This window comes from Streptomyces sp. NPDC005070 (genome assembly GCF_053600395.1).
The window spans coordinates 132,817-146,189 of sequence record NZ_JBSFZS010000002.1; the positions used below are offsets into that span (position 1 = coordinate 132,817).

The window sequence follows — 13,373 nt, forward strand, 5'->3', positions numbered from 1 at the left end:
GGAGACTGTGCAGGACTTACGGACGGTGCTCGCAGGGGTCGAGGTCGCGGCCCGGTTCGCGGCGGCCCCGCGATGAAGGCGGCGCCGCCGCCGACCGGCTCCTGCGCCGTCGACACCCGCACGGGCAGGGTCGGCGTGGTCATGGGGCACGAGGGGCCCTACGTACAGCTCAGACCGCTCGGCGGCGGCAGGGAGTGGGACTGCCGGCCGGAGGCCGTCCGGGAGGCGACCCCGACGGAACGGATCAGCGCGGCGACCGCGTACGCCAACGCCCGCAGCCGCGGCGAGGTGCCGTGACGAGGGTCCCAGGAGCAATGCGGCCCGACCGGGCCGGGCCGCGCGTGCCGTAGGCGAGAATGGGCCGCATGAGTCTGTTCCGCGACGACGGCATCGTGCTGCGCACCCAGAAGCTGGGTGAGGCGGACCGGATCATCACGCTGCTCACGCGTGGTCACGGCCGCGTACGGGCGGTGGCGCGCGGTGTCCGGCGGACCAAGTCGAAGTTCGGGGCGCGCCTCGAACCCTTCTCCCACGTGGACGTGCAGTTCTTCGCGCGGGGCAGTGAACTGATCGGCCGCGGGCTGCCCCTGTGCACACAGAGCGAGACGATCGCTCCGTACGGTGGCGGGATCGTCACCGACTACCCGCGCTACACCGCGGGGACCGCGATGCTGGAGACCGCCGAGCGGTTCACCGATCACGAGGGGGAGCCCGCGGTGCAGCAGTATCTGCTGCTCGTCGGCGGGCTCCGCACCCTCGCCCGGGGCGAGCACGAGCCGCACCTCGTCCTCGACGCCTTCCTGCTGCGCTCCCTCGCGGTCAACGGCTACGCGCCCAGCTTCAGCGACTGTGCCAAATGCGGCATGCCGGGACCGAACCGCTTCTTCTCGGTCGCGGCGGGAGGAACCGTCTGCGTCGACTGCCGGGTGCCCGGCAGCGTCGTACCCTCGCCTCAGGCCCTCGAACTCCTGGGCGCGCTGCTCACGGGAGACTGGGAGACCGCGGACGCGTGCGAGCCGCGGCACGTCCGGGAGGGCAGCGGGCTGGTGTCGGCCTATCTGCACTGGCATCTGGAGCGCGGACTGCGCTCCTTGCGGTACGTGGAGAAGTAGGCGCCGCCCGGGCAGGCCGGGGCGGCGAAGGCGCACGAGCGCGCTTCGGGCGCGCGACAGCGGCAGAGAACAGCAGGCAGAACGAGACGGGCGCCCGGCGCACGCGAGCAAGAAGGAGACGAGAAGCACATGGTCGTACGCGGGATCCTGGGTGGCCGGCGCCGCGATTACAAGGCACCGGAACCGCACCCCTCCGGTGCCCGCGCGCCCAAACTCCCCGGTGAGCTCATCCCGAACCATGTGGCGATCGTCATGGACGGGAACGGCCGCTGGGCCAAGGAGCGCGGGCTGCCGCGCACCGAGGGGCACAAGGTCGGTGCCGAGCGCGTCCTCGACGTGCTCCAGGGCGCGGTCGAGGTCGGCGTCGGCAGCATCTCCCTGTACGCCTTCTCCACCGAGAACTGGAAGCGCTCGCCCGACGAGGTGCGCTTCCTGATGAACTTCAACCGCGACTTCATCCGCAAGACCCGCGACACCCTCGACGGCCTCGGCATCCGGGTGCGCTGGGTGGGCCGGATGCCCAAGCTGTGGAAGTCGGTCGCCAAGGAGCTCCAGGTCGCCCAGGAGCAGACCAAGGACAACGACGCGCTCACGCTGTACTTCTGCATGAACTACGGAGGCCGCGCCGAGATCGCCGACGCGGCGCAGGCGCTGGCCGAGGACGTGAAGGCCGGCCGCCTCGACCCGTCCAAGGTCACCGAGAAGACGCTGCAGAAGTACATGTACTTCCCGGACATGCCGGACGTGGACCTGTTCCTGCGTCCGAGCGGCGAGCAGCGCACCTCCAACTACCTGCTCTGGCAGAGCGCCTACGCCGAGATGGTCTTCCAGGACGTGCTGTGGCCCGACTTCGACCGGCGTGACCTGTGGCGGGCCTGCGTCGAGTACGCGCAGCGCGACCGCCGCTTCGGCGGCGCCGTCCCGAACGAGCAACTGCTCGCCATGGAGCAGGCCATGCGGGGCGACGGCTCTTAACCCCCGCCGCCCGCAGGGTCGTTCGAATCCGGCGTTACGATCACGGCTCATCACCACCGAACTGGGGAGGGGCCGTGGTCGAGGACAAGGGCGCTGCGCAGCAGCAGGAGTCGCCGGAACAGCCGCGGGAGCACGGGGCCGACGCCGTCGAGTTGGAGTACCGGCCGACCGTCGGGGACTTCGCATCGGCGCTGAGGGCTCGCAGAGGGGTCAGCACGTCGGGGCGGCGACAGTACTGGGTGATCGGTTGCGCCGTTGTCGTGGCGGCCGTACAGATGGCGGAGGTGTTGGCCGGACGCGGGGGGTCACTGTTCCTCGGGGTCTGGCTCGCGATCTTCGTGCCGCTCATGCTGCTGTCGCCCTGGCTCATGGCCCGCCAGGTCCTGCGGCTCGCGGAGCGTCAGGGCGTGTTCCGGGTGACCGTCTCGGACGCCGGGGTGACGGTGCGTACGGACAACTCCGTCACGGCGCTCAACTGGGTCATGCAGCCCCGCTACCGGGAGGCGAAGGACGTCTTCGTCATGATCAGCCCCGACAAGAACGCCGTCGGCTTCACCGTGCTGCCCAAGCGCGCCGTGCGCACCCCGGAGGACGTCGACCGGCTGCGGGCGATCCTCGACCACAACCTGACGCGCGTCTGAGTCTTCCGGGGCCCCGACGCGCGTATGCCCCCTGGGGCTCAGCCCTTCGCCGCCGCGCACTCCGCGCACGTACCGAAGATCTCCACCGTGTGCGCCACGTTCACGTAGCCGTGCTCCGCGGCGATGGCCTCCGCCCACTTCTCGACGGCCGGGCCCTCCACCTCCACGGCCTTGCCGCAGACGCGGCAGACGAGGTGGTGGTGGTGCTCGCCGCTGGAGCAGCGCCGGTAGACGGACTCGCCCTCCGAGGTGCGCAGGACGTCGACCTCGCCGGCGTCGGCGAGGGACTGGAGCGTGCGGTAGACGGTGGTGAGCCCCACCGAGTCGCCCTTGTGCTTGAGCATGTCGTGGAGCTCCTGCGCGCTGCGGAACTCGGTCACCTCGTCGAGTGCCGCCGCCACGGCGGCACGCTGCCGGGTGGAGCGGCCCCGGACGGGCGATCCAGCGGTTGTCACCGTTGCCTCCTCGCGTCTGCGCTTGCCCGGCCATTGTGCCAGCCCGGGCAGGGCCCGGTCAGACGCCGACGGCGCTCTCCGGTCCGCGGGTGGCCGGAATCGCGCACTCCGCGGGATCCCCGGCGGCCTGCGCCGCGGCCACGGCCCGGGCCCGGCGCCGTGCCAGCGGTGCCGCGAGCGCCGTCAGCGCGATGAACGCGCCGATCGTCAGCAGCACGATCGTCGAGCCGGGCGGCACATCCTGGTAGAACGACGTCACCGTGCCGCCGATCGTCACGCTCACCCCGATCGCCACCGCGACGGCGAACGTCGCCGCGAAGCTCCGGGTGAGCTGCTGGGCCGCCGCCACCGGCACCACCATCAGCGCGCTCACCAGCAGCAGGCCGACCACGCGCATCGCGACGGTGACCGTGACCGCCGCAGTGACGGCCGTCAGCAGATTCAGGGCCCGCACCGGCAGACCGGTCACCCGCGCGAACTCCTCGTCCTGGCTGACCGCGAACAACTGGCGGCGCAGCCCCAGCGTGACCGCCATGACGAAGGCGCCCAGCAGGCAGATCGCCGTCACGTCGGACGCGCTCACCGTCGACAGCGAGCCGAAGAGATACGAGGTCAGGTTGGCGTTCGAGCCGCCCGGCGAGAGGTTGATGAACATCACGCCGCCCGCCATGCCCCCGTAGAAGAGCATGGCCAGCGCGATGTCCCCGCGCGTCTTTCCGTACCAGCGGATCAGCTCCATGAGGACGGCGCCCAGTACGGAAACGGCCGTCGCCATCCACACCGGCGACGTGTTGAGCAGGAAGCCGAGGCCGACGCCCGTCATCGCCACATGGCCGATGCCGTCGCCCATCAGGGCCTGACGGCGCTGGACGAGGTAGATGCCGACGGCGGGCGCGATGACGCCCACCAGGACGGCGGCGAGCAGCGCCCGCTGCATGAAGGCGTAGTCGAGGATGTCCATCAGCTCAGGAGTCCCGTCCGGATCGGTTCGGCGTCGTGAGCCGCGTGCGGGTGTACGTGGTCGTGGCCGGGCAGGGCGTGCTGGCCGACCGCCTGTGGCGGCGGGCCGTCGTGCAGGACGCAGCCGTCCCGCAGGACGACCGCGCGGTCGATCAGCGGCTCCAGGGGGCCCAGCTCGTGCAGGACGAGCAGCACGGACGTGCCCTGGGCGACCTGGTCGCGCAGGGTGGCGGCCAGCACCTCCTGGCTGGCGAGGTCCACGCCCGCCATCGGCTCGTCCATGATCAGCAGTTCGGGTTCGGAGGCCAGCGCGCGGGCGATGAGGACCCGCTGGTGCTGTCCGCCCGACAGGGCGTTCACGGAGTCCTTGGCGCGGTCCGCCATCCCGACGAGCTCAAGGGCCCGTCGTACGGCCGCGTGATCGGCCTTGCGCAGGATGCCGAAGCGGGCGCGGGACAGCCGGCCCGAGGCGACGATCTCGGTGACCGTCGCCGGCACGCCGCCCGCGGCTGTGGTCCGCTGCGGGACGTAGCCCACCCGGTGCCAGTCGCGGAAGCGGCGGCGCGGAACGCCGAAGATCTCGATCTCACCGGCGCTGACGGTGACCTGGCCGATGACGCTGCGCACGGCGGTCGACTTGCCGGAGCCGTTCGCGCCGAGCAGCGCGACCACCTCTCCACGGCGCACGGTCAGGTCCATGCCGCGCAGGACCGGGCGCGAACCCAGCTCCGCCCGGACACCGCGCAGGGATACGACGGACTCGTTCACGGCGTCCTCCACAGTGATCACTTCGTTCCCAGAGCCGTCTGGAGGGCCTTCAGGTTCGACTGCATGACCTGCATGTAGTCGCTGCCCCTGGACTTGTCGGTGATGCCTTCGAGGGGGTCGAGGACATCCGTCCGCAGCCCCACGTCCCGGGCGATCGTGCCGGCGGTCCTGTCGCTGACGAGCGTCTCGTAGAACACCGTCGTGACGCCGTCGGCCTTCGCCAGGTTCTCCAGGGCCTTCACCCGGTTCGCGCTGGGCTCCGATTCGGGGTCGAGGCCGTTGACGGCCTCCTCGGTGAGCCCGTAGCGCTCGGCCAGGTAGCCGAACGCGGCGTGGGTGGTGATGAAGGTCTTGGTCTTCGTGTTCGCGAGCCCGTCGCGGAAGTCCTTGTCCAGCGCGGTGAACTTCTTCCGCAGCGCGGCCATGTTCTTGTCGTAGTCCGCGGCGTGCTTCGGGTCGGCCTTCTTCAGCGCGGCCGACACGCCCTCGGCGACCTGGCCGAAGCGCACGGGGTCGAGCCAGACGTGCGGGTCGGTGGCGCCGGAGTCCTCGCCCTCGCTGTGGTCGTGCGCGGCGGCGTGCCCGCCGACCTCGTTGCCGTGCTTCTCCAGCGTGGTCAGCGAGGCCGCGTCGACCTTGGTCCGCACCCCGGACTGGGCGACCGCGTCGTCGACGGCCGGCTGGAGGTTCTTGAGGTAGAGGACGGCGTCGGCCTCCTGGAGCCGCGCGGTCTCGCGGGCGCTGATCTCCAGGTCGTGCGGCTCCTGGCCGGGCCGGGTCAGATTGGTGACGCTCACATGCGAGCCGCCGATCTCCTCGGCGAGGTACTGGAGCGGGTAGAACGACGCGACCACGTCGAGTCGGCCGTCGTTGCGGGCGCCGGCCGCCGCGGAACCCGAGCAGGCCGTGAGGGCGCCGAGGCCGAGGGCGATGGCCGCCGCGGCGGCGGACCCCGATATGAGGCGTCGTCGTACGTTCATGACAGTCATTTTCAACAAATCTGGAAACGATTGTCAACAAGCCCTCGTGAGGGTGCCCGCGCGCGCTCCTGCAACGGGTATCAAGTGGATCCAACCGGCAGGAAGCGGCCTAGCGCGGGAACCGATTTGATGCGGGGGTGGGCGACGCCGGTAACCTGAAGCATTCGCTGCCGTCCGTTCGTAATGAAGAGAGCACCGTGGCCGCCGACAAGATCGATTCCATCGTCAGCCTGAGCAAGCGCCGTGGCTTCGTTTTCCCCTGTAGTGAGATCTACGGCGGACAGCGTGCCGCTTGGGACTACGGCCCGCTCGGCGTCGAACTCAAGGAGAACCTGAAGCGCCAGTGGTGGCGCTACATGGTCACGTCGCGCGAGGACGTGGTCGGTCTCGACTCGTCCGTGATCCTGGCCCCCGAGGTGTGGGTCGCCTCCGGTCACGTCGCCACCTTCACGGACCCGCTGACCGAGTGCACCTCGTGCCACAAGCGCTTCCGCGCCGACCACCTGGAGGAGCACTACGAGGCCAAGCACGGCCGCCTCCCGGAGAACGGCCTCGCCGACCTCAACTGCCCCAACTGCGGCAACAAGGGCACGTTCACCGAGCCCAAGCAGTTCTCGGGCCTGCTCTCCACCCACCTCGGCCCGACCCAGGACAGCGGCTCCGTCGCCTACCTGCGCCCCGAGACCGCCCAGGGCATCTTCACCAACTTCGCCCAGGTGCAGACCACCTCGCGCAAGAAGCCCCCGTTCGGCATCGCGCAGATGGGCAAGTCCTTCCGCAACGAGATCACGCCCGGCAACTTCATCTTCCGCACCCGCGAGTTCGAGCAGATGGAGATGGAGTTCTTCGTCAAGCCGGGCGAGGACGAGCAGTGGCAGGAGTACTGGATGGAGCAGCGCTGGAACTGGTACACCGGTCTCGGCCTGCGCGAGGAGAACATGCGGTGGTACGACCACCCGAAGGAGAAGCTCTCCCACTACTCCAAGCGCACCGCCGACATCGAGTACCGCTTCCAGTTCGGCGGCAACGAGTGGGGTGAGCTGGAGGGCGTCGCGAACCGCACCGACTACGACCTCGGCGCGCACTCCAAGGCCTCCGGCCAGGACCTCGCCTACTACGACCAGGAGGCCCAGGAGCGCTGGACCCCCTACGTCATCGAGCCCGCCGCCGGTGTCGGCCGCGCCATGCTCGCCTTCCTGCTCGACGCCTACGTCGAGGACGAGGCCCCGAACGCCAAGGGCAAGATGGAGAAGCGCACGGTGCTGCGCCTCGACCACCGTCTGGCCCCGGTGAAGGTCGCGGTGCTGCCGCTGTCCCGCAACCCGGAGCTGTCCCCGAAGGCCAAGGGTCTCGCCGCCGCGCTGCGCCAGAACTGGAACATCGAGTTCGACGACGCCGGCGCCATCGGCCGCCGCTACCGCCGTCAGGACGAGATCGGCACGCCGTTCTGCGTCACCGTCGACTTCGACACCCTCGACGACAACGCCGTCACGGTGCGCGAGCGCGACTCGATGAAGCAGGAGCGTGTCTCGCTCGACCAGATCGAGGGCTACCTGGCCGCCCGTCTCGTCGGCTGCTGACCCACGCGCTGCACGAAGCCCCCGTTTCCCGGGCAGGGAAGCGGGGGCTTCGCGGTGTCCCGGACCATGGGGTGTCCGGGCGTCCTCTTTCCGGGCCGTCCTTCGTCCGGTGTCCTTCGGCCCGGCGTGCTCAGCGGCCCTGGAGCGCCTTCACGTTGTCGCCGAAGGTCCAGTTCTTCGAGCCGTCCCAGTTGACCGACCACGTCATCAGGCCCTTGAGGGAGGTGCCGTAGTGGCGCCAGGCCTGGGAGACGAGGCCCGGCGTCATGTAACCGCCGCCCGCGCCGGACTGGGCCGGCAGCCCCGGGACCTGCTTGTCGTAGGGGACCTTGATGGTGGTCCCCTGCACTACAAGCCCCTTGTTGAGACAGTCGGTCTGGGCGGTGAAGCCCTGTACGGTGCCCGCGGAGTACGAGTCACCGGAACAGCCGTACATGCTGCCGTTGTAGTACTGCATGTTCAGCCACCACAGCCGCCCGTTGTCCGCGTACTTCTTCACGATGGGCAGGTACGCGCCCCAGATCGAGCCGTACGCGACGCTGCCGCCCGTGACGTAGGCGGTCTCCGGCGCCATCGTCAGCCCGAAGTTCGACGGCATCCGGGACAGCACCCCGTCGATGATCCGGACCAGGTTGGCCTGCGACGCGGAGAGCTGACCGATGCTGCCGCTGCCGACGAGCCCGGTCTCGATGTCGATGTCGATGCCGTCGAAGTTGTACTTCTTCAGGATGGGCACGATCGTCGCGACGAAACGGTCGGCGACCGCGGACGAGCTGAGGTCGATGCCGGCGGCCGCTCCGCCGATGGACAGCAGGATCGTCTGCCCCGACGCCTTGGCCGCGCACATCTCGGCGGGCGTGGCGACCTTCACGCCCGTGTCCATCCCGTCCTCCCACAGCGCGGTGCCGTCCGAGCGGATGACGGGGAACGCCGCGTTGACCACGTTGTAGCCGTGCGCGGCGATACGGGAGTCGGTGATCGGTGTCCACCCGAAGGGCGGGTGCACACCGTTGGCCGCCCCGTCCCAGTTCTCCCAGTAGCCCTGGAGAACCTTTCCGGCGGGACGGGACTTCACGGCGCAGGTGTCCGCGGCGAAGGCGCCGGGCGCAGCCGCGCCGTACAGCGGGACGAGGACGGCCGTGGCCAGTGCCACGACGAGCGGACGCAGTCTCCGGCGCATCATGCGAGGCCTCCCGGTGGGGGTGCGGTGAGGTGTCGTAGGCATGACAGTCGCGCGGTCCAGACCTTTCGTCAAGAGGTCTGGACCAAAGTGGCCGGGGGGTCGCCCTCGGTGCCGCGGTTCAGGCCTCTTTCGGGTCGACCGTCGCCTGGTGCTCCTCGGCCAGGTGTTCCTCCGCCTTCAGCCAGGGCAGGAACTGGGTGTTTTTGCGCCAGCCGCACGTCTCGCATCGGATGGTGCGCTGGACGCCCGCCCGTTGCACGTGGACGGTGTGTTCGCGGCCGTGCTGGTCCCAGCGGCTCACTTTGCTCGCGTTGATCTGAAGCATGACACCTCCTGGTTCTCCCGCTTCGTCTGCGCAGCAAGGAGTGTGCAGCATGGTGAAGATCAACGGGGGTTCTTCGGCGGTGACTTCGGTGGGACCGGGCGCGATCGTGCCCGTGGTCACGACGGGGCGAGGTGCCCCTCGGCGGCCTCGACGGCGGCCGTGGTGACATTGACCTGGTGTTCTATCTGCCGGTCCACCGGTACCCAGGTCGCCGTGAAACTCGCCGAGTAGGCTGCGCACCAGCGTGCCACGAGGGCTTCCAGCTCGGTGCGTTGGGCCACGGTCCCCGGAGCGGGCGCGTACTCCTCGAGGAGGCGCAGCAGCATGGCGGCGGCCCGGAGCGGGGTGCGCCGGGCGAAGCCCTCGATGCTGGCCGTGCGGGCGCGGGAGAGTCCGGGGAGCGGGGTGAACGACGGATGCGCGGGGTCCCAGCTGTCGGCCAACGGGCCGCACACACGCAGCGTTTCGGCCACGGCCCGGCGCATGCTGAAGGCCGGATCGGGGCCGGGGGCCGGGAGATGGGGGCGGGCCCGTTCGTAGTGCCCGCGGACGGTGTGGGCGTAGTCCCGCAGTCGGTCCGCCCAGTGCCGCAGCCGCTGCTCCGGGGCGGGGTGGGGTGCGAGATCGGCGAATCCGGCGGCGGCCCAGACCGGTACCTCGAGCACCGCGGTGACGCCGCCGTGGGCGTGCGGGGCGAGCCAGGTGGAGCGGTGGGCGTTCTCCGGGAAAGCGGTGGGGCGTTCGGGCGCTCCGGGCGGCGGCAGGACGAAGACGCCGGGCGCGCTGGTGGGCCAGTGCAGGGCGTCCAGTGGGGCCCTCTCGACCGGGATGCCGAGCCGTTCCGCGGAGGCGGCGAGGATCTGGTCGAGGCCGGGGACGTCCCGGGTGAGCTGGGCGAAGGTGCCGCCGATGTCCGTGCTGTGCAGGGAGATCTGGATGTAGGGCCGCAGCCTGCGGATGACGTCGAGCAGGGCGCGGCTCTCCGGCAGGAACCGCGGGCGGGGGAGCGCGGGTGCCCATTCGGGCTGTTCGTCCGCGGTCGGGCGGAAGAAGGACCGGTAGTGGCCGAACAGGGTGTCGGCCCGGTGTCCGCCTTCGTTGAGGCGCGCTCCGTCCGGGTCGAGGCACAGCACCAAGTGCCATACGGTGCCGGGCCGTTCGCCGTCCAGTGCCCGGTGGGCCAGCGCCAGGAGGGTGCCCCCGCCGACGTACTCGTTGGGGTGTGCGCCCGCGACCACGAGGGCGTGCCGTGGCCCGTTTCCGACGCTCAGCATCCGCAGGGGGAGGCCGTGCCGGGAGTGGCCGATCGTGCTCAGCCGGCACAGGCCGGGATGCCGGGCGGTCAGGGCCTCGGCGGTGCGGGTGACGTCGGCGGGCGTGGGATAGCTCAGTGTCCGGAATTGCTGTCGTCCCGGGTCCTTCTCCGGTCCAGCGCGCGGATCTTGATCTCGGCCACGGAGTCTCCTCGGATCGTGGATCGTGGATCGCGGGTAGGCCGGACGGAACACCCCGGCCATCGCCGGGCACGCTCCGTTCGACTTCGGTGCGACTCAGTACGACATGAGGCACCACTGGTGTCAACAGCCCCTGAGGGGAAGGCGACAGCCTCATGGCCAGTGCATATGCCGGTGGCCGATCGGGGGGTCGGGCACCGGCCGGCCGGCGCCGCCGGCACGCTCGTCCGGGGCGACCGGTCCGCCCCCCGGACCGACGAGCACCGGCGAGGCCCGCACGAGGAACCCGGTGCCCGGCCGGGCCCTCAGTGGATCGTGCGCGGCAGCCGCAGGCTCAGGGCGGTGGTCAGGGCCACGCCGGCCAACTGGGCCAAGAGGGTCGTCACCAGGGCGTCCCGCATGCCGTGGGACGGGACGAGGGACAGGAACAGGGTGCCGAGGGTGGCGACCCCGACGGCGAGCGCCGCCTGCTGGGTGGTGGCCATGACACCGCTGCCCACGCCGGCCCGCACGGCCGGCACCTCGGAGAGGATGATCCGGATCAGGACGGGGAGCTGGAGCGCCTGGCCCGCCCCGGCGACGGCCGCTCCGGGCAGCAGCTCCACCATCCCGAGGTCCGGCCACGAGCGCCAGGCGGCCAGGGTGATGAGCCCCAGCCCCACCGCCTGGATCAGTCCGCCCGCTGTCACGACCCGCGTCCCGTAGCGGGCGATCAGCCGGGGCCCGCACAGCGAGGTGACGAAGAAGACGACCGCCATGGGAGCGAGGGCCAGCCCCGCCGGGACGGGACCGAGCCCCTCGCCGCGCTGCAGCGCCACCGCGATCACGAACATGAAGCCGCTGAAGCCGATGGAGAACGGCACGATCATGATCAGGCCCCGGCGCAGCGAGGTCAGCTCGAACAGGCTCGGCGGGACCAGAGGGGTGCGGCCGAGCCGGTCCGCACGGCGTTCGACGCGGTAGAAGCCGGCGGCAGCGAGCGGGAACAGCGCCAGGGAGACCCAGGTCCACAGCGGCCAGCCCGCGGCCCGGCCCTCGGTGAGCGGGGCGAGCAGCGCCAGCAGCGCGACCGCGAGCAGGATCGTGCCGGGGGCGTCGATCGGCTCCGGGCGCTGCGAGCGGGTCTCGGGGACGGCACGGCGGGCCAGGACGAGACCGAGCACGACGACGGGCACGTTCACGAGGAACACCGAGCGCCAGCCGGTGCCCGCGATGTCGGCCGCGACCAGCAGCCCGCCGAGGATCTGCCCGGCGACCATGGACAGCCCGGCCGTGGCGCCGTACAGGCCCATCGCCTTGGCGCGGCGGGGCCCGGAGGTCGCCGACTGGATGGTGGCGAGGACCTGCGGCAGCATCGCCGCGGAGGCCGCGCCCTGGGCGACCCGCGCCGCCACGAGGGTCCACGCGGTGGGCGCGAGCCCGCAGGCGAGCGAGGTCAGGCCGAAGGCCGCCATGCCGCCGAGGAAGAGCCGACGGCGCCCGAACAGGTCGCCGAGGCGTCCGCCGATGACGAGCAGGACGGCGTACGCGACCCCGTAGCCGGCGACGACGAGTTCGAGGACGGCCTCACTCGCGTTCAGGTCCTGCCCGATGGTCGGAAGGGCTACGTTGACGATGAAGAAGTCGATCAGGGGCAGCGCCGCGCCGAGCAGCACCGTGAAGAGTCCGAGGCCGCCGAGGCCGGGTGGCGCGGCGGGGGCGCTGACGGTGGTCGTGAGAGTTCCGGTTTCGGTCACGTCCTCCAGACTTCTCCCGTACTCAGACGGGTACCAGAGTCTTCTTATCCTGGTACAAGCGCTACCTGGCAACAGGCTGAGCCGAGCGACAGGCTGGAGGCATGACGACGATGACGCGGGAGACACCCCCCACCCAGGCCCCGCCACAGCCGGCGCCCCCCGGCCCGGAACGGGTCGGGTCCCGCGCGGGTGAGATCCGGCGGCACGAGCTGGCCACCTTCCTGCGCAGCCGCCGCGAACGCATCACCCCCGAGCAGGTGCAGCTGCCCCGTGGGCGTCGGCGGCGCACGCCCGGCCTGCGCCGCGAGGAGGTCGCCCAGCTCTCCGCCGTCGGGGTCACCTGGTACACCTGGTTGGAACAGGCCCGCGACATCCAGGTCTCCGAGCAGGTTCTCGACGCCCTGGCCCGCACCCTGCTGCTGGACACCAGCGAGCGGGCCCACCTCTTCCAGCTCGCCGGAGCGGTCGACCCCACGCCCGCGGCGCAGTGCGCGGTGATCACCCCGGCACTGCGACAGATCCTGACGAAGCTGGAGCCGGTCCCGGCCTGCATCCAGAACAGCCGGTACGACATCCTGGCGTACAACCGCACCTACGCGCGGCTGATGATGCGCGACCTCGGCACGGTCCCGCCCGCCGACCGCAACTGCGTGCTCCTCGCCTACACCAACGCGGAGTGGCGCGAGTCGATCGTCCTGCTCGACGAGACCACGCGGCTGATGGCCGCGAAGCTGCGCGCGTCGATGGCCGGGCACCTGGGGGAGCCCGCCTGGAAGACCCTGCTGAAGCGGCTGCGGGCCGAGTCGGCCGAGTTCCGCGAGAACTGGGACCGGTACGAGGTGGCCGCCACCCGCGGGAAGACGAAGAAGTTCCTGAGTCCCTACGTCGGCCTGGTCACCGTCGATCACACGGACCTGTGGCTCGCCCCCGACCTGGGTGCCCGGATGGTGACGTACCCGCCCCAGGACGAGGAGAGCCGCGAACGGCTGGAGAGGCTGCACGCCATCGCGCTGGAGGCCGAAGCGGAGGCGGGCGCCCGGGACGGGGACCAGGACGGAGACCGGGACCAGGACGGAGACCGGGACCAGGACGGGGACCGAGCCGAAGCGCGGCCCCGGGGGAAGGTGCCGGGAGGGGTCTGACCGGACCCCGCGGCCTGCTCGGCCTCGACCTGTTCGGGCGTGACCTGCTCGGCTGTGACCTG

14 protein-coding genes are annotated in these 13,373 nt (G+C 71.0%); 6 read left to right on the top strand and 8 right to left on the bottom strand.

Translation table 11 applies throughout. From position 1 onward, the window contains the following. Positions 1-72 precede the first annotated feature (72 nt). From ACWEBX_RS01385 to ACWEBX_RS01400, 4 genes are all read left to right on the top strand, one after another. The gene (locus ACWEBX_RS01385; RefSeq protein ID WP_451882852.1) at positions 73-297 is read left to right on the top strand and encodes a hypothetical protein; all 225 of its coding nucleotides are present in this window, start codon (positions 73-75) and stop codon (positions 295-297) included. 68 nt (positions 298-365) lie between these two features. Continuing rightward, positions 366-1,112, top strand: a complete 747-nt coding sequence (recO, locus tag ACWEBX_RS01390; RefSeq protein WP_339129238.1) for a DNA repair protein RecO — start codon at positions 366-368, stop codon at positions 1,110-1,112. A 129-nt stretch (positions 1,113-1,241) separates the two neighbouring features. Then, positions 1,242-2,087, top strand: a complete 846-nt coding sequence (locus tag ACWEBX_RS01395) for an isoprenyl transferase (RefSeq protein ID WP_451882853.1) — start codon at positions 1,242-1,244, stop codon at positions 2,085-2,087. A gap of 74 nt (positions 2,088-2,161) precedes the next feature. Further along, positions 2,162-2,728 carry a hypothetical protein gene (locus ACWEBX_RS01400; protein ID WP_451882854.1) on the top strand — a complete coding sequence of 189 codons (567 nt, stop codon included), beginning with the start codon at positions 2,162-2,164 and terminating at the stop codon, positions 2,726-2,728. 38 nt (positions 2,729-2,766) lie between these two features. On the opposite strand, the gene ACWEBX_RS01405 is transcribed toward ACWEBX_RS01400, so the two are convergent. The 4 genes from ACWEBX_RS01405 to ACWEBX_RS01420 are packed head-to-tail and all read right to left on the bottom strand — an operon-like array spanning position 2,767 to position 5,891. Next, entirely contained in the window at positions 2,767-3,183 is a 417-nt protein-coding gene (locus ACWEBX_RS01405; protein ID WP_328555661.1) for a Fur family transcriptional regulator, read from the bottom strand. A gap of 58 nt (positions 3,184-3,241) precedes the next feature. Beyond that, positions 3,242-4,144: a metal ABC transporter permease gene (locus ACWEBX_RS01410; protein WP_451882855.1), complete on the bottom strand. Its 903-nt coding sequence runs from the start codon at positions 4,142-4,144 to the stop codon at positions 3,242-3,244. Next, the gene (locus ACWEBX_RS01415) at positions 4,144-4,929 is read right to left on the bottom strand and encodes a metal ABC transporter ATP-binding protein (RefSeq protein ID WP_451882882.1); all 786 of its coding nucleotides are present in this window, start codon (positions 4,927-4,929) and stop codon (positions 4,144-4,146) included. Before ACWEBX_RS01415 ends, ACWEBX_RS01410 begins: the two co-directional genes overlap by 1 nt. Next, entirely contained in the window at positions 4,929-5,891 is a 963-nt protein-coding gene (locus tag ACWEBX_RS01420) for a metal ABC transporter solute-binding protein, Zn/Mn family (protein WP_451882856.1), read from the bottom strand. Before ACWEBX_RS01420 ends, ACWEBX_RS01415 begins: the two co-directional genes overlap by 1 nt. A 197-nt stretch (positions 5,892-6,088) precedes the next feature. Here ACWEBX_RS01420 and ACWEBX_RS01425 point away from each other — a divergent pair, with 197 nt between their 5' ends. After that, positions 6,089-7,471 (top strand): glycine--tRNA ligase, encoded by a 1,383-nt coding sequence (locus tag ACWEBX_RS01425; RefSeq protein ID WP_355976406.1) that lies wholly within the window; start codon positions 6,089-6,091, stop codon positions 7,469-7,471. Between the two features lie 130 nt (positions 7,472-7,601). On the opposite strand, the gene ACWEBX_RS01430 is transcribed toward ACWEBX_RS01425, so the two are convergent. The 4 genes from ACWEBX_RS01430 to ACWEBX_RS01445 form a co-directional block, all read right to left on the bottom strand. Further along, a complete protein-coding gene (locus ACWEBX_RS01430; RefSeq protein ID WP_451882857.1) occupies positions 7,602-8,654 on the bottom strand; it encodes a chitinase in 1,053 nt (350 codons plus the stop codon). A gap of 118 nt (positions 8,655-8,772) precedes the next feature. Further along, the gene (locus ACWEBX_RS01435) at positions 8,773-8,979 is read right to left on the bottom strand and encodes a hypothetical protein (protein ID WP_355763986.1); all 207 of its coding nucleotides are present in this window, start codon (positions 8,977-8,979) and stop codon (positions 8,773-8,775) included. A gap of 116 nt (positions 8,980-9,095) precedes the next feature. After that, positions 9,096-10,496, bottom strand: a complete 1,401-nt coding sequence (locus tag ACWEBX_RS01440; RefSeq protein ID WP_451882858.1) for a M14 family zinc carboxypeptidase — start codon at positions 10,494-10,496, stop codon at positions 9,096-9,098. Between the two features lie 242 nt (positions 10,497-10,738). After that, positions 10,739-12,169 carry an MFS transporter gene (locus ACWEBX_RS01445; RefSeq protein ID WP_451882859.1) on the bottom strand — a complete coding sequence of 477 codons (1,431 nt, stop codon included), beginning with the start codon at positions 12,167-12,169 and terminating at the stop codon, positions 10,739-10,741. 110 nt (positions 12,170-12,279) lie between these two features. On the opposite strand from ACWEBX_RS01445, the gene ACWEBX_RS01450 reads away from it, so the two are divergent. Beyond that, a complete protein-coding gene (locus ACWEBX_RS01450; protein WP_451882883.1) occupies positions 12,280-13,311 on the top strand; it encodes a helix-turn-helix transcriptional regulator in 1,032 nt (343 codons plus the stop codon). Positions 13,312-13,373: the final 62 nt, after the last annotated feature.

What these genes read in the sequence shown, in the direction of transcription:
- ACWEBX_RS01410 (WP_451882855.1), bottom strand. Translation starts at nt 4,144, where the DNA reads ATGGACATCCTCGACTACGCCTTCATGCAGCGGGCGCTGCTCGCCGCC.
- recO (WP_339129238.1), top strand. Translation starts at nt 366, where the DNA reads ATGAGTCTGTTCCGCGACGACGGCATCGTGCTGCGCACCCAGAAGCTG.
- ACWEBX_RS01385 (WP_451882852.1), top strand. Translation starts at nt 73, where the DNA reads ATGAAGGCGGCGCCGCCGCCGACCGGCTCCTGCGCCGTCGACACCCGC.
- ACWEBX_RS01430 (WP_451882857.1), bottom strand. Translation starts at nt 8,654, where the DNA reads ATGATGCGCCGGAGACTGCGTCCGCTCGTCGTGGCACTGGCCACGGCC.
- ACWEBX_RS01450 (WP_451882883.1), top strand. Translation starts at nt 12,280, where the DNA reads ATGACGCGGGAGACACCCCCCACCCAGGCCCCGCCACAGCCGGCGCCC.
- ACWEBX_RS01435 (WP_355763986.1), bottom strand. Translation starts at nt 8,979, where the DNA reads ATGCTTCAGATCAACGCGAGCAAAGTGAGCCGCTGGGACCAGCACGGC.
- ACWEBX_RS01440 (WP_451882858.1), bottom strand. Translation starts at nt 10,496, where the DNA reads ATGGCCGGGGTGTTCCGTCCGGCCTACCCGCGATCCACGATCCACGAT.
- ACWEBX_RS01420 (WP_451882856.1), bottom strand. Translation starts at nt 5,891, where the DNA reads ATGAACGTACGACGACGCCTCATATCGGGGTCCGCCGCCGCGGCGGCC.
- ACWEBX_RS01395 (WP_451882853.1), top strand. Translation starts at nt 1,242, where the DNA reads ATGGTCGTACGCGGGATCCTGGGTGGCCGGCGCCGCGATTACAAGGCA.